At 50.4% G+C, this 23,281-nt stretch carries 22 protein-coding genes; 13 read left to right on the top strand and 9 right to left on the bottom strand.

Translation table 11 applies throughout. From position 1 onward, the window contains the following. Window positions 1-74 precede the first annotated feature (74 nt). The 6 genes from L6J37_RS04970 (at window position 75) to L6J37_RS04945 (ending at window position 8,036) form a co-directional block, all read left to right on the top strand. Window positions 75-1,091, top strand: a complete 1,017-nt coding sequence (locus tag L6J37_RS04970) for a substrate-binding domain-containing protein (protein WP_192015051.1) — start codon at window positions 75-77, stop codon at window positions 1,089-1,091. Between the two features lie 57 nt (window positions 1,092-1,148). Next, window positions 1,149-2,636: a sugar ABC transporter ATP-binding protein gene (locus tag L6J37_RS04965; RefSeq protein WP_237794359.1), complete on the top strand. Its 1,488-nt coding sequence runs from the start codon at window positions 1,149-1,151 to the stop codon at window positions 2,634-2,636. 16 nt (window positions 2,637-2,652) lie between these two features. After that, complete coding sequence (locus tag L6J37_RS04960; protein WP_192014809.1) at window positions 2,653-3,630, top strand: ABC transporter permease; 978 nt, start codon at window positions 2,653-2,655, stop codon at window positions 3,628-3,630. A gap of 37 nt (window positions 3,631-3,667) precedes the next feature. Beyond that, complete coding sequence (locus L6J37_RS04955) at window positions 3,668-5,278, top strand: glycoside hydrolase family 3 N-terminal domain-containing protein (RefSeq protein ID WP_192014810.1); 1,611 nt, start codon at window positions 3,668-3,670, stop codon at window positions 5,276-5,278. 134 nt (window positions 5,279-5,412) lie between these two features. Beyond that, the gene (locus tag L6J37_RS04950) at window positions 5,413-7,599 is read left to right on the top strand and encodes a carbohydrate-binding protein (protein ID WP_237794357.1); all 2,187 of its coding nucleotides are present in this window, start codon (window positions 5,413-5,415) and stop codon (window positions 7,597-7,599) included. Between the two features lie 185 nt (window positions 7,600-7,784). Further along, window positions 7,785-8,036, top strand: coding sequence for a GlsB/YeaQ/YmgE family stress response membrane protein (locus tag L6J37_RS04945; RefSeq protein ID WP_046219430.1), 252 nt, complete (start codon window positions 7,785-7,787; stop codon window positions 8,034-8,036). A gap of 62 nt (window positions 8,037-8,098) precedes the next feature. Here L6J37_RS04945 and L6J37_RS04940 read toward each other — a convergent pair whose 3' ends face one another. The 6 genes from L6J37_RS04940 to dinG all read right to left on the bottom strand — a co-directional run bounded on the left by L6J37_RS04940 (window position 8,099) and on the right by dinG (window position 14,288). Continuing rightward, a complete protein-coding gene (locus L6J37_RS04940) occupies window positions 8,099-9,463 on the bottom strand; it encodes a hypothetical protein (RefSeq protein WP_237794355.1) in 1,365 nt (454 codons plus the stop codon). Window positions 9,464-9,668: 205 nt separating this feature from the next. Beyond that, window positions 9,669-9,875 carry a pleiotropic regulatory protein RsmS gene (rsmS, locus tag L6J37_RS04935; protein WP_237794352.1) on the bottom strand — a complete coding sequence of 69 codons (207 nt, stop codon included), beginning with the start codon at window positions 9,873-9,875 and terminating at the stop codon, window positions 9,669-9,671. Beyond that, complete coding sequence (locus L6J37_RS04930) at window positions 9,872-10,837, bottom strand: histone deacetylase family protein (protein WP_237794351.1); 966 nt, start codon at window positions 10,835-10,837, stop codon at window positions 9,872-9,874. Before L6J37_RS04930 ends, rsmS begins: the two co-directional genes overlap by 4 nt. A 2-nt stretch (window positions 10,838-10,839) precedes the next feature. Beyond that, window positions 10,840-11,394, bottom strand: a complete 555-nt coding sequence (locus tag L6J37_RS04925; RefSeq protein WP_237794350.1) for a primosomal replication protein — start codon at window positions 11,392-11,394, stop codon at window positions 10,840-10,842. 22 nt (window positions 11,395-11,416) lie between these two features. Beyond that, window positions 11,417-12,190, bottom strand: a complete 774-nt coding sequence (locus L6J37_RS04920) for a sulfite exporter TauE/SafE family protein (RefSeq protein WP_192014816.1) — start codon at window positions 12,188-12,190, stop codon at window positions 11,417-11,419. A 7-nt stretch (window positions 12,191-12,197) separates the two neighbouring features. Continuing rightward, window positions 12,198-14,288, bottom strand: coding sequence for an ATP-dependent DNA helicase DinG (gene dinG / locus L6J37_RS04915; protein WP_237794349.1), 2,091 nt, complete (start codon window positions 14,286-14,288; stop codon window positions 12,198-12,200). Between the two features lie 549 nt (window positions 14,289-14,837). Here dinG and L6J37_RS04910 point away from each other — a divergent pair. Together L6J37_RS04910 and L6J37_RS04905 are read left to right on the top strand one after the other, a co-directional pair. Further along, entirely contained in the window at window positions 14,838-15,803 is a 966-nt protein-coding gene (locus tag L6J37_RS04910; protein WP_237794348.1) for a porin, read from the top strand. A 92-nt stretch (window positions 15,804-15,895) separates the two neighbouring features. After that, window positions 15,896-16,525, top strand: a complete 630-nt coding sequence (locus L6J37_RS04905) for a YccT family protein (protein WP_237794347.1) — start codon at window positions 15,896-15,898, stop codon at window positions 16,523-16,525. A gap of 43 nt (window positions 16,526-16,568) precedes the next feature. Here L6J37_RS04905 and L6J37_RS04900 read toward each other — a convergent pair whose 3' ends face one another. Next, the gene (locus L6J37_RS04900) at window positions 16,569-16,931 is read right to left on the bottom strand and encodes a conjugal transfer protein TraR (protein WP_237794345.1); all 363 of its coding nucleotides are present in this window, start codon (window positions 16,929-16,931) and stop codon (window positions 16,569-16,571) included. 376 nt (window positions 16,932-17,307) lie between these two features. Between L6J37_RS04900 and L6J37_RS04895 the strand changes: the two genes are divergently transcribed. From L6J37_RS04895 to recR, 5 genes are all read left to right on the top strand, one after another. Further along, the gene (locus L6J37_RS04895; RefSeq protein WP_237794343.1) at window positions 17,308-17,709 is read left to right on the top strand and encodes a YbaN family protein; all 402 of its coding nucleotides are present in this window, start codon (window positions 17,308-17,310) and stop codon (window positions 17,707-17,709) included. Between the two features lie 138 nt (window positions 17,710-17,847). Continuing rightward, on the top strand, window positions 17,848-18,408 hold the full coding sequence (apt, locus tag L6J37_RS04890; RefSeq protein WP_218384143.1) for an adenine phosphoribosyltransferase: 561 nt from the start codon (window positions 17,848-17,850) through the stop codon (window positions 18,406-18,408). Window positions 18,409-18,596: 188 nt separating this feature from the next. Further along, window positions 18,597-20,774: a DNA polymerase III subunit gamma/tau gene (gene dnaX, locus L6J37_RS04885; RefSeq protein ID WP_237794341.1), complete on the top strand. Its 2,178-nt coding sequence runs from the start codon at window positions 18,597-18,599 to the stop codon at window positions 20,772-20,774. 28 nt (window positions 20,775-20,802) lie between these two features. Further along, window positions 20,803-21,132 carry a YbaB/EbfC family nucleoid-associated protein gene (locus tag L6J37_RS04880; protein WP_192014823.1) on the top strand — a complete coding sequence of 110 codons (330 nt, stop codon included), beginning with the start codon at window positions 20,803-20,805 and terminating at the stop codon, window positions 21,130-21,132. A 3-nt stretch (window positions 21,133-21,135) separates the two neighbouring features. Then, window positions 21,136-21,738 carry a recombination mediator RecR gene (gene recR, locus L6J37_RS04875; protein ID WP_027252661.1) on the top strand — a complete coding sequence of 201 codons (603 nt, stop codon included), beginning with the start codon at window positions 21,136-21,138 and terminating at the stop codon, window positions 21,736-21,738. Window positions 21,739-21,800: 62 nt separating this feature from the next. Here recR and L6J37_RS04870 read toward each other — a convergent pair whose 3' ends face one another. Both L6J37_RS04870 and L6J37_RS04865 read right to left on the bottom strand, forming a co-directional pair. Beyond that, entirely contained in the window at window positions 21,801-22,352 is a 552-nt protein-coding gene (locus tag L6J37_RS04870; RefSeq protein WP_237794340.1) for a regulatory protein ToxS, read from the bottom strand. Then, complete coding sequence (locus L6J37_RS04865) at window positions 22,337-23,239, bottom strand: transcriptional regulator (RefSeq protein WP_237794338.1); 903 nt, start codon at window positions 23,237-23,239, stop codon at window positions 22,337-22,339. Before L6J37_RS04865 ends, L6J37_RS04870 begins: the two co-directional genes overlap by 16 nt. Between the last annotated feature and the right edge of the window lie 42 nt (window positions 23,240-23,281).

The raw sequence follows: 23,281 nt of genomic DNA, 5'->3' as shown, positions 1-23,281 counted from the left end.
GACAGGGAATGAAATTGAAAAAAATAGCTCAGGCATGCCAAACCTTAGGTTTCACTGCTCTATTGGCAGTGGCCATGCCTTCAATGGCGGAAGTGACTTCAACACAAGGACCAAACGGAGAAACAGCAACGTCTTATACTGATGTGACTTTAAATGCATCACAGGAAAATGCGATTAAAACCAAGGATTACACTGCAGCGATTCTGATGCACAGCACATCAGACTGGTCTAATGCGCTGATTGATGGCGCGAAAGACATGTTTGCTGAACTCAATATTGATGTGGTGGCCGTGACCGATGCGGAATTTGATGCCAATAAGCAAAAAACCGATGTCGAAACCACTATGGCCATGAAGCCTGACATTCTGATTGCGCTGGTGGTCGACCCTGTGTCTGGCGCCGCGGCGTTTAAACCTGCGGTACAGCAGGGCAGCAAACTGGTGCTGATCAGTAATTTACCCAGTGGTTTTGAACATGGCAAAGATTATGCCGGTATTGTGACGGATGACTTGTTCCAGATGGGTAAACTGGCAGCCGATATGCTAGCAAAGGCGGTGGGTAATAAAGGCAAAGTCGGGTTTATTTATCACGAAGCCAATTATTACGTTACCAACCAGCGTGATCAGGCGGTACTGACCAATCTGCAGAAAAATTACCCGGATATTGAGATTGTGGCAAAGCGCGGTATTGCCAATGCGAATGACGGTGAGGTGGTTGCCTCGGCACTGATCACCCAGTACCCGGACATGACCGCCATTTATGCTCCCTGGGACAGCATTGCCGAAGGTGTAGTCGCGGCAACGCGCGCCGCGGGACGTAAAGATATCAAAGTCGTGACCATGGATCTCGGCGCTGCCAATGCGCTGGATATGGCCAAAGGCCGAAACGTTGCCGGTATCGTCACCGATTTGCCCTATGACCTGGGTCAGACACTGGCGCGTATGGGCGCTCTGGCAAAACTGGGTGAATACACGCCACCTTTTGTCACTGTCAGTGCCAGTGCTGTGACCCGCGAAAATCTGGCTGATGCCTGGCAGCAGGCGTTACGCCGCGAAGCACCGGCTTCTGTGCGAAAAGCACTGGGTAATTAAATTCGGTTTGCAGGTATGCCAGCTTGCTGTCGGCATACCGTTATGAAGAGGTATTCAATGGAAGTGAATGCAATTGAAGCCCGTCGCCTTAAGAAAGGCTTTGATGGTAATCCGGTGCTGAAAGAGGTCAATTTCACCCTGAAAGCCGGAGAAGTACATGCCCTGGTTGGTCAGAACGGGGCGGGTAAATCGACCCTGGTCAAACTGATCAATGGTTTTCATCAGCGCGATGGCGGTGAAATCCGTCTCTTTGGCGAAGAGAGCCATTTCGCCACCCCGAAAGACGCGCAAGCGAAAGGGATCGCTATGGTCTATCAGGATCTCAGTCTGATCCCCAGCCTGAGTGTGGCAGACAATATTTTTCTGACTCACTCAAACCAGCGCTCTGCGCTGATCTCCAACCGTGAGCGGGTACGCCAGGCTGAGCCAATTCTGGCAACCTTGGGCGTGGATATCGATCCCAGACAAAAAATTGAGACCTTAAGTGTCGGCGAGCAGCAGTTTATTGAGATTGCCAAAGCCATGGCAATGGATGCCCGTATTCTGGTGCTGGACGAGCCAACGGCTTCACTGTCGAATAATGAAATCAATGCACTGTTCACTGTGATAAGAAACCTCAAAAGCAGAGGTATTTCAATTATCTACATTACGCATTACATGAGTGACATTATGCGTATCTGTGATGCGGTCACTGTGCTGCGGGATGGCTATACCGTACTGGAAACCCAAACGGCTGACACCTCAGTTGATGCCTTGGTCGAAGCCATGCTGGGCAGTAAAACCGACACGGATTTTATCTGGGACCGCCCGGCGACATCCACATCAGAGACAGTGCCTTTATTAGAGTTGTGCAATGTCACGACCTGCGATCTTGATGCGGTATCGCTTAAGGTGATGCCGGGCCAGGTGGTAGGCCTGGCAGGGTTACTGGGCAGCGGAAGAACGGAAATTCTGGAAGCCATTTATGGCTTAACGCCGATACAGAGCGGCGAAGTGCGGGTGAACGGCCGGGCAGTGAACATTCACTCCCCCCGGCAGGCGATAGAAAACGGGATCAACATGGTGCCGGAAGAGCGCCGTTCGCAGGGGCTGGTGCTGGATTTTTCTGTCGAAGACAACGTATTGATGGCGTCGTTTGACCGGATTTCACGATCTATGGTGCTGGATAAAGCCAAAGGCCAGTCAATGGTGGAAGAGACCATTAAAAGGCTGGGTGTGAAGACCACTGGCGTGTCTCAGCCGGTACGTTTTTTGTCCGGCGGTAATCAGCAGAAAGTGGTGATTGGCAAATGCCTGTCTACAGACGCTAAAGTGCTGCTGCTTGATGATCCGACCTTCGGCATTGATATCAATGCGAAATACGAAATCATGAAAATTGTGAATCAGTATGTCGCTCAGGGTAATGGCGTGATTTTTGTGTCCAGTGAATATGCCGAAGTTGGCAGTTTCTGCGATGTAATTTATGTGGTCAATAAGGGGCGTATCGTTCGCCATTTCAGTGGCCAGCGTATGACGGAAGAAGCATTGCTGGCAGCAGTGCAGTAAGGATAAGGAATTGCGAATGAACGAGAAAACACTTCAGCCGCCACGTACAAGCCGTATTAACTGGCGCGATTACATCATTTACTTTGTCTTTATCGGCATCTTCATTTTCTTTTCGGTGATGCTGCATGACAAAGGATTTCTGACCTCGATGAACCTGATGAACATTGCCCGCCAGACTGCGACTATCGCGATCATGGCTGTGGGGATGACTTTTGTGCTGAGTGCCGCCGAGATTGACCTGTCCTTTGGTGCCACGGTTGCCCTGGCCGCCATAGTGTCAGCCCTGACACTGCAGGAAACCGACAGTATTTTGCTCGCAATGTCTGCCGCTCTGATGGTGGGCACCATGATAGGTTTTGTGAACGGGGTTTTTGTTACTCAGGTGGGTATTCCATCTTTCCTGGTCACGTTAGGTACTACAGGCATTATTACCGGTATTGCCCGCTGGTCTACATCGTTGCAGTCGATTCCGATTGATAATGATACCTATACCTTCATCTTTGGCTCCGGCGACATAGGCCCGTTTTCCATCCTGTTTATCTGGACCATTATCGTCACCGTCATCGGCGCCTTTGTGCTGCGTAATACCACTTTTGGTAAACATGTACTGGCGACCGGCGGTAATAAAGTCTCTGCCATGTATTCGGGGATCAACGTCAACCGTATCAAGCTGTATGTGCTGATGCTGAACGGCTTTCTTGCGGCACTGGCCGGTATCTTGTATTCAGGCCGCCTTTACAGTGCCCGTTACACCTTAGGTGAGAACGACCTGATGCTGGTGATTGCTGCCGTGATCATAGGCGGCACCAACTTGTTTGGTGGTAAAGGGACGGTTATCGGCTCTGTGATCGGGGCGCTCATTATGGGAATGGTGAACAACGGCTTGATTCTGATGGGCCTGAATGTCGATCAGCAGCTGATCCTGCGCGGCATTATTGTGATCGTGGCGGTGACTTTCACTATGGGCCAGATACGTCAGTTACGTAAGAAATAATGATTTGATTTTTATTAAGGATGATAGGGAGAGAAACATGGCTGAAGACACAAAAGTGGCAGAGCTGATTGCCAGCTGGACGCTCAAGGAAAAAGTTGGCCAGCTGTTTATTCTGGCGTTTCCCGGCAAATCTGCCGAGGCGGCGCGCCAGATGGTGGCAGAGTATAACCTGGGCGGCTGTTACTTAAGTCAGGACAACGCGGAAACCTTTACCGAAGCGCATCAGCTGAATCAGTCTCTGGATGTTATCGTCAAGCACCATCATCGCTTACCTTTGTTACTGGGAGTGGATCAGGAAGGTGCCTGGGGTGTCCTGGTGGGAGAGTCGACAACAGGGCCGGGCAATCTGGCTCTGGGGGTACCGGATGCGGTGGCGGGGACGGAGCGTATGTATAAAGTGATCGGTGATGAAATGCGCTATGCCGGCTTTAACTGCATCCTTGGCCCCTGCTGTGATGTGAATTTTAATCCTGAATCGCCGATTATTGACACCCGTTCGTTTGGCGATCAGCCGAAGAAAGTCAGCGCGCATTCTGCCGCCGCGGTTCGCGGATTACACCAAGGCGAAATAACAGCCTGCGCCAAGCATTTTCCCGGCCATGGTGATACGCAAGGGGACACCCACAGAGATATCCCCCGCGTCGGTAAATCTTACGACGAGCTGAAAGCCAACGATCTGGCGCCGTTTCAGGCGGCGATCAATGCCGGCGTGGATCTGGTGATGACCAGCCACATTCTTTATCCGCAGCTCGACGACACATACCCGGCGACATTGTCATCAATTATCTTGCAGCAGGTGCTGCGCAAGGATATGGGATTTGAAGGCATTATTATTTCCGACAGCATGAACATGGGCGCTATCCAGCATCATTATACGCCGGTCGAGGCTGCTGTCAGAGCGATGCAGGCAGGGATTACCATGATCATGCTCTCTGAAGAGCACTATGATCACTCAGAGGCGTATCTGGATAAGCAACTGGCGATGATTCACGGTGTGATAGATGCCGTGAAATCTGGCGAACTTCCAGAACAAGTGATTGATGAGGCATTACAAAAAGTGGTGCGCTTTAAACTGGATAAGCTGTTGCCCATGCCGTTATTTCACAAAGTCTCTATGCCAGCCGGCCAGATAGTGGCCAGGCAGGCCGCAGAATCGGCAGTGACCTGGGTGCGTGGCGGCTTAGATATCAGTGGTCAGAAGCTGTATGTTGTCAATGCCACGCCAGATGCCAGCTATCATAACCTGATGAATCCCAGAGGGATTGGCCCTAACCAGTCTCAGCCTGCTTATGAGGCTTTCATTCAAACCCTGCGCCAGACGGAAGCCGTGTGGCAGGAAGTCAGTGTCGAACAGCTCCCTGACAACTGTAGTGATGGTTACCTGGTGGTGGTCACAGAAAATCATCCGCTACCCGGTGAAGACTTTGACCAGACGCAGGCTCAGCAACTGGTGCAGCAACTCAGTCAGGACTTCAGTAATCTGATCGTTGTGGCGCTGCGCAGCCCTTATGACTTGCTGCGTTATCCCACCGTCTCTCACTACCTCTGTGCTCACTCTTCCCGCCCTGAAAGTGCTGCCGCTGCAGCCAGGGTATTGGCGGGTGATCACGCAGCCGGACACGGCTGTGCTGTTAGCCGGGTGAGCTGACTGCTCACTGTCTAATCGAATTTACACATATTAAGTTTCCTGCTGGCGTGCGCCAGCGGGGTGGCCTCCTAGCGCTTTGCGATTAGGAGATTCGGGAGAGGTTTTGCCTCGTAGGAAAAGTAGAAAGGGAAAATATGTTGAACACGAAATATGGACTCGTCACTTTGCTGGTGGCGTCAGCACTCAGTGGACAGGCACAAGCAAGCGGAATTCAGGGGTTTCTGGATTCACTGCGTGATTTTGAGTCGGGGATTAATCCTGCTCTGGCAGATTTTTATGCCCAGAACCTTGATAATCCAGTGTATACCTATGCGCAAGTGACAGAACCAGGCCGGTTGGTGCGTGATTGCTCTACAGGTGTGATGATCTCTGAGCCAACGACTATCAGCCAGTTCTTTACCAAACTGGGTATTGATAATATTTATAACCCGAACACACCCAACGATCCGGAAATGTTCCGGCAGATGCAGTATAACTCCATGAATGCATGGGGATTCATCGGTTATCAGTTAGGTGAGGCGGTGCTGATTGATGCCGGTTATTACAGCCCTAATGTGGTAAACATTGATGGTACTGACTACGACAGTTTCTATATGTTTGTCCCTGATTCAACCTGGATTGGCTGTAAAACCGAAGCCTTAGCAGAAATCGAAGGTTCAGGGGGCAATCAGGTTTATGTGACAGATAATAACCGCTGGGAAGGCACATTTGTCGGTAAAAATGGTGTGAACTCTCTGGCTGATTTACGTCTGCCAGAAAAGCAAGAATTGGTGATGCGTGATGCAATGCACTTTAACGTGAAAGTGATCAGCAAGTTACTTGATGACGCGAACATGAGCTGGGGACAGGCTCTGGCAAAAAGCTGGCCGGGTACAGACGATGACGGCAATCCGATTCAGGTTCAGGCAACAATGTCCGGTATTCTGGCTGCAGCCCACTTACGTGGCGCCTGGGGGACTGCCGCATTACTGACCAATGATCAGATTACCTGTGACGAGCTGGGAACGTGTATTACCAAATATGTGCATAAGTTCGGCGGTTATAACACAATTTTTGATACCCCGGGGAACGATGTCATTGAGGGTTCACCTTACGATGAAGTGCTGACTGCCGGTGAAGGTAATGACACTGTGATTACCGGTGGCGGTAAAGATCAGATTCTGCTGAATGAGCAAACGGGTGCGGTCACTACAGTGAACGATTTTACCGTTGGTGATGACATTATCGTGCTGCGCGGCTGGCAAGCTGCGGATCCATTGGCTGGTTTGGTCGTGTCGTCGGTTGCTGGTGGCACTGAGCTGCAATTTTCCGGACAGACAGTGATCTTAACCGGAGTTAATGCCTCAGATGTCCAGGCCAATACAGAGCAGGTTATTGTTAAATCGGATGTCTATGCGCTGGCCTGGAACTCAGGCAAGCAAGTGGTTACCGGGTTTGATCCGGCGGTTGATAAGATTGAAGGTACAGCGGGTATCGGCTTTAAGCACCTGAAAGCTTTTGAGACAACAAGCTCTGTCGTTATCGGGCCTCAGGCCGAAGATGGCGGTATTTATGCCTCTTACGAGCTGGTGGGACTGACCCTGGCTGATCTAACCCCGTATATGTTTGTTAATGTGACAGGAGGTTATGACCGTCTGGGCTACATTGTGCCAATCAATAGTGTTACCTGGGGCTGGAATGTTGAGCTGGTTGTAAATAGTTTTGATGCGGCGAAAACTGTCATCACTACGCCCAGCAATGAAGCGATTCCGTTCAGTGCAGTGAAGCTGACTCAGGAAGGCGCAAACACTGTAATAACGTTACTGGATCCATTTGCTCAGGGAAATCAGAAGCGTTTGGTACTCAACAATACGGATGTGACTGCGCTGTCTGCCAGCAATTTCGCCGGTTTCACTGGCAGTTATACAGAGGCGACCATTGATATCCCTGTTTACTTTGATATCAGCGCAAGTGTCAGTGGCAGCGGTGGTACAATTTCACCTGCTCCTGATGCATCCGGTGTGCTGTCTGCTAAAGGTGGTGATGACTTTACTGTCAACTTTGTACCAGACAGCGGTTATACCGTCAGTTCAGTGACTGTTAATGGTGTCGCTCAGCCTGTGAGCAGCAGTTACACCTTCACAGCTGTGACGGCAAATCAGACTCTGGTCGTGAGCTTTGAGCCGGGTTCATCTTGCCCTGCCCCTTGGGTTAATGGACAGATTTATACCGCAGGCCAGCAGGCGATCTATGAAGGCAATATTTATGAAGCCAAATGGTGGACGGATGGCAATCAGCCTGATCAGGGTGGCCCTTGGGCATTGATTGGTCCTTGTAACTGATCGGTCATTGATAACAAATAAACGTATTCCTTGAGAGACTAACGAAAAAACCCGGTAAGCGATTATCGGGTTTTTATTTTATGAAAGGATCGCTTTTTAATCTGCATTAATTCCAATACATCATATCTCGTAAACTCAGCTAAGCTTCTTTTGAACATAGTGAATTCCGACGAGAGGAGTGAAAAATGGGTATTTTTTCCTGGATTATTCTGGGCCTGATAGCAGGTGCACTGGCCAAATGGCTGATGCCGGGTAAAGACGGCGGGGGCTGGATTGTGACTATGGCTCTGGGGATTGTCGGTGCTTTTGTCGGGGGCTGGGTAGGCAGCTTAATTGGCCTGGGGCCGGTTACTGGGGTGAATATTGGCAGCCTGATCACCGCGACCTTAGGGGCGTTTATTGTCTTGCTTGTTTATAACAAGTTCATTCGCTCTTAGCCGATCATCTCGTTGCGGGTAAGCCGCTCATACTGAGCGGCTTACCCGTCAATCCTGAAGGATTATGCGGCGGGCTGATCCTGTTGTACCGCAGGCGAAACAAGTTCGCCGGAGGTAGTGGAAGAGTTGTCACTGGGCAGCTGTGGCGAGGTTTCAGCGTGTTTTACCGGCTGAATGGGCTGAACAGCGGTGGCCGGAGATGGTGGCGACTGGGCCGTTTTTTCTGCCGGCAGGTTATTGACGGTCAATTGGGCAATTTGTTGTATCAACAGGTTTTTTTCTACTGCATGCTGGCTTTGAAGTGCTGCAATCTGCTGTTTTGCTGCCACCAGTGAGACTGCCAGTTCATCACCGCGTTGAGTTTGCTCTGCCAGTTTGTTTTTGGCTTCTGCTAAGTGTCTGGCTTCATCACCTTGTTCATTCAGCGTGTCACGAATAGCGGACACCAGTGTTTTGCCCTGCTCTGAAATGGGCTGATTACGCAGATCTTCCGTCCCCAGCTCCTGACTGAACGCCAGCAGAATGTTTTCATAGCTCAGAATGTGGCGCTCGTAATCACTGGTTTTCATGGCTTTGAGCTGTTTAACAACATGCGCGATATGTCTGGCGTGTGCCAGTGCAAAAGCTGTTGCGTCCGCTTTTTCCTGAATAGCGTCTTTCGCGCGAGGTTCTGCGGTAATGAAAGCTTCTGTTGCTTTGAGCGTCGTCTCGGCATGTCTCAGTGTTTCGGGGGCATGTTGTCCGGCTTGTTCGGCCTGGAGGCGTTTGAGCTCTTTCTGGCTGTCAGCCAGATAAATGGTCGTCACGGTATCCACTTCTAAAGCACGTTGTTTTCGCAATAAATCCGCCTGACCGTTAATGGCTTTGTCATTGTTATTATCAGCGATGTAATCAACGAGCTTTTTCAGTTCTTTTTCTGCTTGTGCCATTGCCTGAGGGAAATAAGCAGCAGCACTGATGCTGTTTAACTCAGTGCGATTACTGAACGCTTCACTTAGTATTTTCGTGGCTTCAGCACGCGTGTGATTGGCGGATTCAATATGCTGATTGAACTGGATTAAGGCTTCCTGTGTGGCCTGCAGGTAGGTTGTTGAGGTGAAAATCCCGATACTGTCGTTCGCTTTATCTGAATCCAAGCCATATTCACTGAAGTAATCCAGGGCCTCATCCAGTGCTTGTCTGGCTTCATCCATACTGTCAGTTGCAAACCAGCTGAGCGCCTGGTTTTGCGCAAAAGTTTGTTCGGCGGCTTTGATCTTTGCTTGTATGTCTTTTAATGGCTCAAGGCTGGTAGCGCTGGCATTGGTTTCAGTTTTTGGGCTGGCAACAGATGCCGAGTCTGAGGCGCAGCCGGTTAATAGCAGCAGGCTGGCAATACTGGTGAGTTTCAGTCCATTAACAATAGACAGGTTGCATAGTTTGGTCATTCTTAATTATCCCTGGAAAAGCAAACCATCATCAGGCATCCGTTCTGATACTGGCTGATTCATTATTTTTATCAATCTGAGCAGATATCTTAGAGAAGAACAGAATGAATCTGAATTGATATATTACGTTTTAGGATAAATAAAAAGCGGGATCATTAAACGACGGGTTTAATTTAATGTTTCGTCATTATTTTGACGGGTAAGCTTACTCATCGCTTTTTCGCTGCAACTTCGCCTGCAGATCGGTTTTTACTATTTCCAGCGCGGCCAGTGCCAGTTCGGGCTCAACCTTGTTGGTTTCCAACAGATAGATCAAATCCACTGCCAGCTGAACCTCTTTCGGGGCGTCGGTGAGCGAATGTTTCACTGTGTGTTGTCCGGTTGACTGTTGCTGTTGTTTTTTGTTCATCATGCATCCTGAAAGTCGACAGTGCCAGCTGGCGCAGTGATTTGTTTATCGGGTTGATGGACAGCCAGCGCTGCCCAGAAGAGCTGGGCATGGATATTAACCAATTGCTGGTGATCGTCACGGTATCCGCCTCCTACCACAGCGGCAAGCGGGATGTTGTTATCGTGGCACTGGCTGATGACAAAATGATCCCGCTGAAAAATACCCTCAGTGGTGACGTTAAAATAGCCGAGTGCATCGTGCTGGTGGATATCCACCCCTGCATCATAGATCACCAGATCAGGCCGGTGCTGTGCCAGCGCCAGTGTCAGCACAGCCTTAAAGGCCGATAAATATTCATCGGTGCCGGTTTCGCGCGGTAAGGCTAAATCAATGTCAGAGTCAGGTTTGCGCGCCGGAAAGTTTTTGTCGCAGTGGACAGAAAAGGTCAGGATGTTGTCGTCATCGGCCAGCAAGGTGGCGGTGCCGTCACCCTGGTGGACATCGCAGTCAATGATCATGACTTTATCAATACCAGGCAGCGTCAGGGCATGCCGGGCCGCAAACGCCAGATCATTGACCAGACAGAAACCGCTGCCGAAGTCATAGTGTGCATGATGATAACCGCCACTTAAATGCAGACTGATACCGTACTGACAGGCCAAATCCACAGTCATTCTGGTTCCGCCTGCCGATGTCAGGGTCCGCTCTATCAGCTGCGGACTCCAGGGAAAGCCGATACGGCGCATTTTTGCTGCCGGTAAAGTGTTGTTTATCAGGCTGTCAATATAGTCGGCCTGATGCAGCGTTTTGAGGGCGTCGGGCGTGACAGCTTCCGGCTGGAAAAAAGCCACATCGGCCCATGTCTCAATCTGTTTTTCCTGAGTAAGGTGCAGGAACAAGCGCTGATATTTGGTAATAGGGTATCTGTGCTTTGCTGGCAGAACCAGCTCAGAGTACACAGGATGATAGACAAGTGGCAGCATAGTTACCCTTTACGCTCAAGCTGGAGGATCGCCTTTTCAAGGCGTGTCATTGCCTGCTGGCAGCGGGCAAGCCGGCCTTCCAGCGCGAGCAGTTGTTGTTGCAAAGGCTGGCGTGAACTGGCCTGCGGTGCCTGCTCCAGCGCAAACGCCTTATCTTTCACCATAGCGGTAAGCCGCCTTTCCCAGTCCTGATGCTGTGCCAGTTCATCGTACAGCTCGTGCAGGCTTTTACGTTGTTTGACCTGGTATTTCGGCTCGGACTCACGAATCTGTTTGGTGGCCATTTCCCGCTGTACTGCCTGGATCTGAGCCAGAATTTTTTCGCAGACATAACTGGCTCTGGTGGCGTGTAACCGGCCTGATGCCTGCTCGCTTTTCAGTGCCGCAATCTCTTGCTGAATCTCGCGAATACAGGGAACCAGCAGGCGCGACTGGCCGTGAAATAATTGTTTGTCAAAAAGGGGTTTACTGCTTTCTCTGCGCTGATGATCCAGTGCTTCGGCAGGAGAGAGCAGCTTGTCGACCAGATCAGAAAGGCGATGAAGGTCGTTTGTCATAGCTGTTTTTCCTCTTACCTGTTTATAACCAGGCTTGCCAGGCCAGCCGGATGGCCAGGATAACCACCACGGTCACAAATACCGGGCGAATGAACTGACTGCCAAAGCGAATGGCAGAGTGTGCGCCAATATAGGCGCCGAGCATCAGGCAGACGCCCATGGTCAGCCCGAGGGCAACATTGATATGACCCAGTATGGCAAAGGTTATCAGTGAGGTCAGGTTACTGGTGAAGTTCATGGCTTTGGCCAGGCCGGATGCCAGCAAAATGTCCAGCTTATAGAGCGCCATGCTCGACACCGTCCAGAACGCGCCGGTTCCCGGTCCGGCCAAGCCGTCATAAAAACCCAGCCCTGTGCCCTGCAGCCACTGTTTACGTTTCAGACTGGCGTTGGGTTCAGGCAGCTTGTGACTGTCGGCTTTGGGGTGCGGATGCCAGATCGTATAAATTGCCGCTGCAAGAATGATCAGCGGGAGCACTTTCTCCAGCCAGCCAGTACTGATGATGTTAACAACCAGCGTACCTGTCACGGCGCCAATCAGGGTCGCGACAAATGAGGCTTTCCAGAAAGCCGGGGAAAACAACTGCTTTTTATAGTAGGTCAGCGCGGCGGTAGAGGAGGCAAAAGTCGCCGCCAGTTTATTGGTCCCTAATGCGATGTGCGGTGGCAATCCTAACGACAACAAGGCCGGGACTGTCAGCATGCCGCCGCCGCCGGCGACCGCATCAATAAATCCGGCAGCCAGGGCTACCAGACCGAGAATGAGCCACATGCCCGGATCTATCATTTCAATCATTAATTATTCATTTTTCTTTGATGGTGTGTTCAATTACGCGCTTAAATGGCGGCAAGGAATCGAGCAGTGCTTTGCCGTAGCGCCGTGTGATGATCCGTCTGTCGAGCAGCACAACTCTACCAAAATCCTGCTCTTTGCGCAGCAGTCGGCCTGCAGACTGGATCAGCTTCTTACTGGCTTCCGGTACGGCAATCTGTAAAAAGGGATTACCACCCCGACTTTCAATGTATTCCGCATGCGCTTCTTCAACCGGTGAGGTAGGCACCGCAAACGGTATTTTTGTGATCACCAGATTTCTCAGAAGATGCCCGGGTAAATCGAGGCCTTCGGAAAAGCTGCCGGTGCCGAACAGAATGCTGGCTTTTCCTTGTTCGCAATTGCTCTTGTGTTTATCCAGGAGGATTGTACGTGACTCTTCTCCCTGTACCAGCAGTTCCCAGCTGTTTTTTTGACAAAGCGGCTTTAAGGCTTCCGCGACCTTGTTCATTTGCCAGTAGGAAGAAAACAGCACCAGGCTGGCGGTCTCCCCTTCAAAATACTCAGGCAGGGTTTCTATCAGTAAGTCAGTGAACTGCTCTGCCTGCGGCTCACATTTCATCTGCGGGATCACCAACCGGCCGTTATTCTGGTAATCAAACGGCGAGGCGAGGGCAAGAAAGCGTGTCCCCTCCGTTTCGCTGATACCGGCCTGACGACAGAAGTAGCTGAATTGATTCAGAGCCCTGAGTGTCGCCGACACTAAAATGGAACCTGCTGCCCGGCTCCACAAAAGCTGATCGAGTCGATAGCCGATTTCCAGCGGTGACACCTGAACGATAAAATCCCCGTCCTGTTCCGGATTTTTTTCCAGCCAGCGCGCTAACGGAGCGCCCTGATCTTTGATGGGCTGTGCCATGAGCGACCAGACTTTCTCCAGATTTTCAAGCCGCTGCAGATAGTGGCCAGATTCTGCCAAAGCCGGTTCTGCGCTACGTGCCGGTACTTCGTCATCTTTCAGACGTTCAGTGATCATGTCATGCATTTTTGCCAGAGATTGCCTGGCTTTTTTGCTGGCATCCCGGCATCCCTGAGCCTCTTCTGTCAGCCAGGAAGGCAGTTCGCCGTGTGGAAAACGGTAACTGCCGTCTTTGCTGAATACCGCTGGATCGACCTGACCGGCCAGCTGGCGTAACGTCGGCACTAAGTGCTGGATAGATTCCTGCAGCGTATTTTGAAAACGGCCGGCCTTTTGGACATCAGCCAGATCAGCCAGCTTACTGACCGACTGATTGAGCTTTTCCAGCCAGTTACTGGCACCTTTCAGGCTGGCTGCCGCGGCAGAGAAGTCCCTTGCCACTTGTGGCAGGTGGTGCGCTTCGTCAATCGCATAAATGGTGTGTTCAGGCTCTGACAATATAATGCCGCCGCCTAATTCCAGATCGGCCATCAGCAGCGCATGGTTGGCAATAATCACATCGGCTTTATCCATGTGCTCTCTGGCTTTCGCAAAAGGGCAGCTCCGATGTTTGGCCATGCCGGAATTACAACTGTGCTTATCCGATACGATTTGCTGCCAGACGCGATCCGGCACCACAGTCGGCCAGCTGTCTCTGTCGCCATCCCACTTTCCCTGTTGCCAGGCGGCAAGCATGCGTTTAAGCATACTGAGGTCAGACTTTTTCGGTTTCTCCTGCCAGAGCGCCAGCTGACTGTCATCCTGACCGGCACAGCTGGTTTCAAGACGATGACTGCAACAGTAACGCTGACGGCCCTTTGCCAGAATAAAACTAAATTCTTTCGGAAAAATTTGCCTGAAAAGCGGTAAATCCTTATGAACCAGCTGCTCTTGCAAGGCAACGGTTGCCGTCGCGATCAGTACTTTTTTGTTATTGAACAGTGCAAACGGGATACAGCCAATCAGATACGACAGGGACTTGCCGATGCCCGTGCCCGCCTCCGCAACCAGCATTCGCTGTTTATCATGGTATTCCCCCGATAGCGTTTTAGCGATTTCAGCAACCAGATAGTTTTGCGCACGACGGGGTATAAAATGCTCAAGTTGTGCACTCAGGTTGGTATAGCACTGTTTAATATCACTTTTTATCTGGTTGTGAAGCATGATTGAAACTTAATCTGGATTGGGGCCGTCATTATAACACGAAGCTCTGGCCGTGGAGCTTCTCGCTGATCCTCGCGCATTTTTAACTTGAAATGGGATTCTCCTCACGAAATAAGATTGAACCCCAGTTGAATGGTGTGCTGTTAACTACTTGATTAATTCAATTATCTTAAAATTGTTTGTTGTGAAGTTTAATATTCTGAATTTATTTGTATTTGAATGCTTTTATGGCTGTAAATTCTTTTATTTGACGCTATTAAGTAACCATTAAATTGCGTGTGCTAAGTGTATCTTTGTTAAGTTTCTGCTAAATAAACGTCTTAAGTTATTGAAAATTAAGGTTGTATGAAAAATTTGTTGTTACACAGTGAGAATTTGACATGGTAATAATTTCTCTGTCAGGATGAGTTCCGCAAGTTACGCCATCCCGGCATGGTTTTGCATGGTCAGGTTTTCTGAACCGAACACAGGCTGCCGGGAAGGGATATAAAAAAACAATAGGGATTCTGGAAATAGGAATTCCATCCATAAGAAAAGGCAGTGGATATCATGAAAAAAACGCTAATTGCACTATCTGTACTGGCTGCAGGCTCTGCAAACGCTTCTGTAAACCTGCTGGACCAAGACGGCGTTATCGTCGACTTGTCTGGTTCTGCTGAAGTTCAGTTCATCCAAAAGATTGTGGCTGACAATGTAGATTCTGATCCAAGCATCCGTCTGGATGATGGTGACATCACGCTGAACACCACTATCCCAGTGAACACTAATCTGAACGTGGTTGCAGGTCTGAGCTTTGATCTGTCTAACACAGATGAGAACGGTAACACTAAAGATTTCTTCAATGACGAGTTGTATGCTGGTTTCCAGGGCGCTGATTTCGGTACGCTAACTTTCGGTCGTCAGTACCTGATTTCTGATGACGCAGGTATCGGCAAAGACTACGAAATGGGTCTGGAGCAGCTGGATCTGGGTAAAACTCAGGGCAGTGAAGTGGTTAAGTACGTTTATGACAACGGCCAGTTCTACTTCGGCGCTTCTCACGATGTGAATGCGAACGACAACGGTGGTATCACTGATGCACGTCTGGGTGCCCGTTTTGCCGGTCTGGACGTTCGTGGCTATTACTACACCTCTGATGATGTGAAAAATGCTGACCTGAACCCAGCTGGTATTGGTAACGAAGTTGACGGTTACAACATCGAAGCTGAATATGTATTTGGCGCATTCGCATTTGCTGGTTCTTACGGTAATGTTGAAGTGACTGACGGCATAACTAATGCCTCTGGTGATGTAGACCTTATCGAAGCAGCAGGTTCATACACCATGGGTAAAAATACCTTCGCATTGGGCTATGTTCGTGCTGACTCTGATGGTGAAACAATTGACAACGTTTACGGTAACGTGACTCACCAACTGCACAGCAACGTGAAGCTGTATGCTGAACTGGGTTGGGCTGACGGTGACAACACTGATTACGACCTGGGCTACGTAGCGGGTATGGAAGTACTGTTCTAAGAACGGTTCTTACCTGATACAACAGATATTGCAAAAGCCGCCGTTTGGGCGGCTTTTTGTTTTGGTGAACAAGATAACAAGACTGATTGGCTATGAAAAAAATTCTTTTATTTGCATCGCTGCTGGCGACGCATGTGCAGGCAGCAACCCTGTCGGTAAGCAATGGTATTGAGTTGTTGGTGGTAGATGGTAAAGAAGTGAGCACATCGCTGTGGTCACGTGCGACAGAGGTAGAGCTGCCTGCGGGTAAGCATCAGGTAGTCTTGCGCTACGATGCCGAACTGAAAAACGGCAGCAAGAACACCATTTATACTACCCGGCCTTATTTATTTGAGTTAACTATGCCGGCGCAGGATGCCCGTATTGAACTGCCTGCCATGGTTGCTCTCAGTCAGGCTCAGGCTTATTTCCAGCGTGGCCCTGAATGGACGCTGGTGCTGGCCGATGGCAGCAAGCGTGTTTTACCTTTTGTTGAATTGCAGGGCGATGGCGTCGCGGCATTCAGTGATATGGAAGCCTTGGTGTCTGAGTACAACCGGCAGCACGCTATCACCTTTGAGCAGGGTTATGCCGTTGATTTGCAGCAAGCGGCTGTGGAAGTCGGGCAAGACGGCAAAGTGGAAATTACCGGTGATTCGCTGGCGCAGCTTAAGTTGTGGTACAGCAAAGCGAAACCCGAAGAGAAAGCCGCCTTCAAGGCATGGATGGCTAACCAGCCATAAAGGCGAAACGCTAGGGACAATACCACTATCAGGTGAGGGCAGGTTATGAGCGCTGATGGTGGTATTTACTGTGTGACTGGCACTGATGGCAGCGGGGCTGCGCGGGGTCCTGCTCAAGGGTGGTTGTATCAATCGGCTCTTCGCAGTCGGTACAAATGCCGTACAAATCTAACCGTATTGCACATAATGCGGCATCAATGGCTTCCAGGCGCCGTGCTTTGCGTCCCAGTGCCGGTTCGGTGCTATGCGTTGCCAGCGTCAGCAATTCATTGATGGTTTTTTCGGGCTGTTTTTTTTCTGTGCTGTCAGCACGAATAGCATTCAGCGCTGAATAGAGTTCCACTGAAAGTGCCTCATATTCTTGCTCCAGTCGAGTGGACTGCTGTTGCAGGTAATCACTATTCATAGAGAGACTCCTAGGTAAACTGAGTCACAGTGTATGCCTAAACGTCACGCCAATACTGACTTATGTCAAAGCAACAGCAGAATAACCCTTCTTTTTGTCGGTTTTTGTTGTCAATAGAATGCTTTATAGTTCCTTGCTGTTTTTATGTGGCCACTTTGCCACTTTTTTCTATTTTTCAGTACGTTAAATTTTGGAAAAGGAAGATACAATGGAACATGATTTCAAAGAACCGTATAATCTTAATTACTTTATCGGTTTTCTGATTGCTATGCTGCTGCCGACATTACCTGCAAGCCTGACCTGGCTGGGTATTCTGAGCAATTAATCCGTCAGTAGCGGAAAGCCTGAAACAGGCTGAAAGTAAAAGAGAGGGAATGTGAAACAACTGATCTGGCGAACCCTGTTGCTGGTTTCCGGCTGGTGTTTCGTAATCTTAGGCGTGTTGGGCATTTTCCTTCCTCTTTTACCTACCACTGTCTTTTTATTGTTAGCCAGCGCCTGTTTCATGCGTGGCTCCCCCAGAATACACGCCTGGTTACACAGTCATCCTAAGCTGGGTCCCGTACTGGATAACTGGCATCAGCATCATGCCATCAGCCGGGCAGTCAAACGGCGTGCCAATCTGACCATAACCCTCAGTTTCGCTTTATCTATCTTCATCGTGCCTGTCTCTTGGGTCAAAGTTTTACTGTTTGTAATTGCTATCGTTCTGCTGATTTGGTTTAACCGTTTACCTGTCAGGGAAACGCAATGTTCCGGACGTGGTGAAAGCCGTTAACCCCTGTGAGCTCTTACATTTCAGAGTGAAAGTTGCCCCTTACCGTAAAAATCACTACTATTTGCGCCTAAACTGCCTGATAACAGGCGTCAAATACCTAAACAAACTGCTGTAATTATGCAGCCGGTGGAAAAGACTATGAGCCAAGATACCCTTGTCCAAGACGATTTCAGTTTGATCAAAAACAGCATCAAAACGATTCCGGATTATCCTAAGCCAGGCATACTGTTTCGCGATGTTACCAGCCTGATGGAAGACCCGGCCGCGTACGGTGCAACGATGCAAGTTTTGCTTCAGCAGTTCAGTGACAAAGGGATAACAAAGGTCGTTGGGACCGAGGCTCGGGGGTTTCTGTTTGGTGCCCCGCTGGCGCTGGCGCTGGGTGTCGGTTTTGTGCCGGTACGCAAGCCGGGTAAATTACCGCGCAATGTGATCAGCGAAAGTTATGAGCTTGAATATGGCCAGGACACGCTGGAAATCCATGTAGATGCCATTGTTGAAGGCGATAAAGTATTGCTGGTCGATGATCTGCTGGCAACCGGCGGCACCATTGAAGCTACCACGAAACTGGTTCGCCGTTTGGGCGGTATTGTGGAAGATGCGGCTTTTGTCATTAACCTGCCTGAGATTGGTGGTCAGCAGCGGTTGCGTAATATTGGCCTCAATGTCTTTAGTATCTGCGACTTTGACGGTCATTGATTGCCCCGTTCTGTTTAAATCTGGGGGATGTGGATTTTCAGGTTAAAATGTTGTCAGTAACAATCTGGAAAGGAAACATCCCCTTGAGTTCTCTCGCGCCTTTTCACTCCCTGTGCTAGCATGGTCGACTGGATTCAGTCTGGCGGATCACCGTCACTGATTGATCGGATTCTGTAGGATTTATCACCATGAGTTACCAGGTTCTGGCTCGGAAATGGCGGCCGCATCGTTTTGATGATGTGGTAGGCCAATCCCATGTCCTGACAGCCCTGACCAATGCGCTGACACATAACCGACTTCATCATGCTTACCTGTTCAGTGGTACCCGTGGCGTGGGGAAAACAACCATTGCCCGCCTGTTTGCCAAAGGGCTCAACTGTGAACAGGGCATCACAGCATCCCCCTGTGGCAAGTGCCATACTTGTCTGGAAATTGAGCAGGGACGTTTTGTTGATCTGCTGGAAATAGATGCCGCCTCCAGAACAAAGGTCGAAGATACCCGGGAACTGCTGGATAACGTACAGTACAAACCGGCGCGAGGGCGCTTCAAGATCTATTTGATCGATGAAGTGCATATGCTGTCTCGTCACAGTTTTAACGCCTTGCTGAAAACGCTGGAAGAGCCGCCAGAGCACGTAAAATTCATTTTGGCGACCACAGATCCTCAAAAACTGCCCGCCACGATTCTGTCCCGTTGCCTGCAGTTTCACCTCAAACATCTGGATAATGCCCAGATACAGCAACAGCTGAGCCATGTCCTGACCGAAGAAAGTGTCACCTTCGACAGCAAAGCGCTGAGTCTGCTGGCACGTGCTGCAGAAGGCAGCATGCGAGATGCACTCAGCCTCACCGATCAGGCGATTGCTCTGGGTAACGGCCAGGTACAGTCAGACTCAGTTGCGGCTATGCTCGGTACGCTCAATACAGAGCAGGCGCTGTATCTGCTGGAAGCAATGGCTCAGGGCCAGGTCGAGCCTGCAATGGCTTGCCTGGCAGAGCTGGCCACTGTTGGTGTGGAGTGGGATAGCCTGCTGAGTGAATTAGCCGCGCAGCTTCATCGTGTGGCTATGTATCAGGTGTTACCTGCCGCGCTGGATCTGTCCGCACCTGATGCCGACAGAATCGTTCTGCTGGCCAAATCAATGTCGCCGCAGGATGTGCAGCTGCACTACCAGATCGCATTGCAGGGCCGGCAGGATTTACCTTTGGCACCGGATGGCCGTACAGGACTGGAAATGGTGCTGTTGCGTATGCTGGCATTCCGTCCTGTCGCGGCGGGCGCATTAACTCCTCAGGCGGTTCCTGTACCGGCATCAGTACCAGCTGGTCGTCCGGCTGCATCTCAGCCAAGAACTGCACCTCCGGACACTTCAGCGGTTCGACCGGCAGTGCAGTCAGAAGCGGTAAGGCCTGTATCTGAAGGTGACTCACCTTCGCAGCCTGTAGCGGCTTCCGAGACAGCAACAGTTCACGATCCTGCAACAGTTCACGATCCTGCATCAGTTCGTGAGCCAGCAATGGCGCCTGATCATGCCCCTGAGCCGCAAACGGCACCTCGGCCTGTAATGCAAGCGCAGCCGGCTGAGCACAACCCGCCGCAGTCAGCGGCAATGACACAGGCTGCATCACCGGCGTCCGGGCTACTGGCGGCAAGAAATCGCTTGCGCAGCCAGAGCCGGCGAGGCCAGGAAGCTGCCGAGCCCAAAAAGACTGAGCCGGCGTCGGTGAAGAAACCTGCTTCCAGTGTGCTGGAACGGATCACGAGCCAGCATGCTGGTCGCCGTTCTCAGCCAGCAGGCGCAAATCACGTGTCGCCGGTCGCTCAGCAACAGCCAGTTGAGCCAGCCAAAGCTGAGGATTATCAGTGGCAGCCGACGAGTCAGCCCGAGCCTGACACGCAATTGCCGGAGGCGATCGCGCCCACCGATCTGAAGCAAGCGCTGGAGCACGAAAAAACACCTGAAATGGCGGAACTGCTTGTCAGTGAAGCGGCAAAGCAGGATAGTTGGTCAGAACTGGTGACCCGGTTAAATACCGATCGTTTGGTACAGCAATTAGCATTAAATTCTGCGATGGAGCAGCAGGGTAGTGACCTGACTTTGTATCTGCGTCCGTCTCAGCAGCATCTGGATACACAAAAAGCCAGGGCTCAGTTAAGCACAGCACTGGCTGAGATACTGGGACAAGAGATAGAATTACACATCAAGCCTGGTGATAATGGACGTACTCCCCTGGAATGGCGGGAATACATTTATCAACAGAAACTGGATCAGGCTAAGACAAGTCTGCAGCAGGATCCTCACGTGACTTTCATCTGTCAGCGATTCAGTGCTGTACTTGATGAAGAGAGCGTAAGACCCTTATAAATTAACCAGACCGATAGAGAGAGAAGATATGTTTGGTAAAGGTGGTATGGCGAACATGATGAAGCAGGCGCAGCAGATGCAAGAGCGTATGCAGCAAATGCAGGAAGAAATCGCCAACATGGAAGTGACAGGTGAAGCGGGTGCCGGCATGGTAAAAGTAACCCTGACCGGCGGTCACAGCGTTCGTCGTGTTGAGCTGGATGACAGCTTGATGGAAGACGATAAAGAAATGCTGGAAGATCTGATTGCGGCTGCTTTTAACGATGCGGCACGTCGTATTGAAGAAGCGCAGAAAGAAAAAATGGCCAGTGTTACCGGCGGCATGAACTTGCCTGCTGGCTTCAAGATGCCATTCTAATCAATGCGTACCAGTCCGTTACTTGAGCAGTTGATGGACGCGCTGCGCTGCCTGCCCGGTGTTGGGCCAAAATCAGCGCAGCGTATGGCTTTCAGCCTGTTGCAACGCAACCGTCAGGGTGGGTTGCAGTTGGCTGATGTGCTGGGGAAAGCCATGACCGAAATCGGCCATTGCCGCGATTGCCGTACCTTCACTGAAGAAGACGTGTGTGCTATCTGCGAAAATCCCCGTCGTCTGGAAAATGGCCAGATTTGTGTGGTGGAAAGTCCGGCAGATATTATGGCCGTTGAAGCGACAGGTCAGTTTTCAGGCCGATATTTTGTTCTGATGGGACACCTGTCGCCATTAGATGGCATCGGTCCGAGCGATATCGGGTTAGATGTGCTGGAATACCGTTTGCAAAATGAACACATTGCCGAGCTGATCCTGGCCACCAATCCCACGGTTGAAGGTGAGGCTACTGCGCATTTCATTGCCGAGCTTTGTCAGGCTTATCAGGTACCTGCGACCCGGATTGCACATGGTGTACCTGTGGGTGGTGAGCTGGAGCTGGTGGATGGGACAACACTGTCGCATTCTCTGGCAGGCCGGCAGAAACTGTATTAAAGCCGCTTTGCCATATTCTTGACCTGTTATGAATAACCGACGATTACCGTCGGTTTTTTTCGTTAAAGGTTGGCGTTCAGCACCTGAGATCGGGTATTCAGTCCGGTTAACAGCACGGCTTTTTCACTCATGATATCAATCCGGTTACTTTGTTCCGCATTGAGCTGAAAATACTGGTTGATAGCGGTAATCTGCTTGTTGCTGAATGCGCTTTCATTACCTGTTTTCAGCTCATTAAAGTGCGTCGGCCGAATCTGCAGATAACCACCACTGACTTCCCACCGGCCATATTCAGTAATCGTCAGGTGAAGCTGGCCCTGCTCCTCATTAATCAGAGTCACCCGGGTTACCCGGGAATATGACTGGTTAGGCATATAGACAATATGGCTGGTTTCAATAACCTTTTTAAGAATTTCGAGCCCGGGCACCTCTGTTGAAGCCACATCTGTGACCGCGTAAGACTGCCAGTTATACGAAGTAAGAAAACGGGAAATCTTATGGTCACTGCTGAAGAAATAGTAAAGGCTGCCCAGGGTCACCAGGCTTGTTAATGCAATGATGATAAACAAGTAATATCTGTGCGTTTTGCCCGGCTGGGTTAGTGTACTGAACATGGCAGATCCCTTTCTCTGTCAAGTGTCACTATCGTCAGTGTCATATTTTTCCGGTAATCAGCCGGCGTATAAATCAGATTAATCCACAGCTGATTATGTGCCCCGCCTGTGACAATGATTTTGGCCGGAGCCGCTGACGGCTTGTGGTCACTGCTCAGCATATGGGCGGAGACACATTGCCTGATGAGTGGACGCCATTCCCCGGTAACCTCAACCTCACTGGGGATCAGCACGGGAATATCATTGATCATAAAGGCTTTATAGAAGGCGCTCGATGAAGGTGGGGGTGCCAGGTATGCCCAGAGTGGTAATACAATACACAGTATGAAGGTTGCCAGGGCGCTGAACATGTACCTGGGCTGGAAAAACCGGCGTGTTGCCGGGGCGTGCGTTATCTGTGTCGCTGGCTGTATACACGTTGTGTCAGGTGCATCCTCAGCCAGGCTTGCAGATACCGGAAATGGTTTGGGCGAATCAATGAAGCCATCATTGTTATCAGTCTGTACACCATTGGGGATATCGGCTGGAGGGGCAGGGGCTGCGTCAATACGATCGACACTGGCTATCATCTGATAACCGCGCTTGGGTATCGTCTTGATAAAGGCTGGCGAGCGGGTTGAGTCCTGCAGGTACTTACGCAAGGTTGAAATCGATTGAGTCAGGCTCGAGTCATCCACCTCAAACCCTTGCTCGCGCCAGATAAAATCATGCATACGCTGACGGGAGATTATGGTGCCCGGTTCATCCAGCAGCAAATGCAATGCCCGGCTTTCATTGATACCTAAATAAATGGTTTCTTCCGGCTGAAGATTGTCAGCCAGGCTATTGTGTTGGGGGGAGAAAGTAAATCTGTTGCCAATCAGAAATTTACAATGCGTATGATCCATTACCAGCCTTTTGGTGACTTGTGACTCGTATATAATAGTCGT

The sequence above is a fragment of the Photobacterium sp. WH77 genome (genome assembly GCF_022014395.1).
GTDB lineage: Bacteria > Pseudomonadota > Gammaproteobacteria > Enterobacterales > Vibrionaceae > Photobacterium > Photobacterium arenosum.
This window is presented reverse-complemented; position numbering and strand designations above follow the sequence as displayed.

Bases quoted from the DNA above. Each gene is read 5' to 3' on its own strand.
- L6J37_RS04920 (WP_192014816.1), bottom strand. From the start codon at position 12,190: ATGATTGAAATGATAGATCCGGGCATGTGGCTCATTCTCGGTCTGGTA.
- dnaX (WP_237794341.1), top strand. From the start codon at position 18,597: ATGAGTTACCAGGTTCTGGCTCGGAAATGGCGGCCGCATCGTTTTGAT.
- L6J37_RS04925 (WP_237794350.1), bottom strand. From the start codon at position 11,394: ATGACAAACGACCTTCATCGCCTTTCTGATCTGGTCGACAAGCTGCTC.
- L6J37_RS04955 (WP_192014810.1), top strand. From the start codon at position 3,668: ATGGCTGAAGACACAAAAGTGGCAGAGCTGATTGCCAGCTGGACGCTC.
- L6J37_RS04950 (WP_237794357.1), top strand. From the start codon at position 5,413: ATGTTGAACACGAAATATGGACTCGTCACTTTGCTGGTGGCGTCAGCA.
- apt (WP_218384143.1), top strand. From the start codon at position 17,848: ATGAGCCAAGATACCCTTGTCCAAGACGATTTCAGTTTGATCAAAAAC.
- L6J37_RS04900 (WP_237794345.1), bottom strand. From the start codon at position 16,931: ATGAATAGTGATTACCTGCAACAGCAGTCCACTCGACTGGAGCAAGAA.
- L6J37_RS04940 (WP_237794355.1), bottom strand. From the start codon at position 9,463: ATGACCAAACTATGCAACCTGTCTATTGTTAATGGACTGAAACTCACC.
- L6J37_RS04930 (WP_237794351.1), bottom strand. From the start codon at position 10,837: ATGCTGCCACTTGTCTATCATCCTGTGTACTCTGAGCTGGTTCTGCCA.
- L6J37_RS04910 (WP_237794348.1), top strand. From the start codon at position 14,838: ATGAAAAAAACGCTAATTGCACTATCTGTACTGGCTGCAGGCTCTGCA.
- rsmS (WP_237794352.1), bottom strand. From the start codon at position 9,875: ATGATGAACAAAAAACAACAGCAACAGTCAACCGGACAACACACAGTG.
- dinG (WP_237794349.1), bottom strand. From the start codon at position 14,288: ATGCTTCACAACCAGATAAAAAGTGATATTAAACAGTGCTATACCAAC.
- L6J37_RS04965 (WP_237794359.1), top strand. From the start codon at position 1,149: ATGGAAGTGAATGCAATTGAAGCCCGTCGCCTTAAGAAAGGCTTTGAT.
- L6J37_RS04945 (WP_046219430.1), top strand. From the start codon at position 7,785: ATGGGTATTTTTTCCTGGATTATTCTGGGCCTGATAGCAGGTGCACTG.
- L6J37_RS04960 (WP_192014809.1), top strand. From the start codon at position 2,653: ATGAACGAGAAAACACTTCAGCCGCCACGTACAAGCCGTATTAACTGG.
- L6J37_RS04870 (WP_237794340.1), bottom strand. From the start codon at position 22,352: ATGTTCAGTACACTAACCCAGCCGGGCAAAACGCACAGATATTACTTG.
- L6J37_RS04905 (WP_237794347.1), top strand. From the start codon at position 15,896: ATGAAAAAAATTCTTTTATTTGCATCGCTGCTGGCGACGCATGTGCAG.
- L6J37_RS04970 (WP_192015051.1), top strand. From the start codon at position 75: ATGCCTTCAATGGCGGAAGTGACTTCAACACAAGGACCAAACGGAGAA.
- recR (WP_027252661.1), top strand. From the start codon at position 21,136: ATGCGTACCAGTCCGTTACTTGAGCAGTTGATGGACGCGCTGCGCTGC.
- L6J37_RS04880 (WP_192014823.1), top strand. From the start codon at position 20,803: ATGTTTGGTAAAGGTGGTATGGCGAACATGATGAAGCAGGCGCAGCAG.
- L6J37_RS04865 (WP_237794338.1), bottom strand. From the start codon at position 23,239: ATGGATCATACGCATTGTAAATTTCTGATTGGCAACAGATTTACTTTC.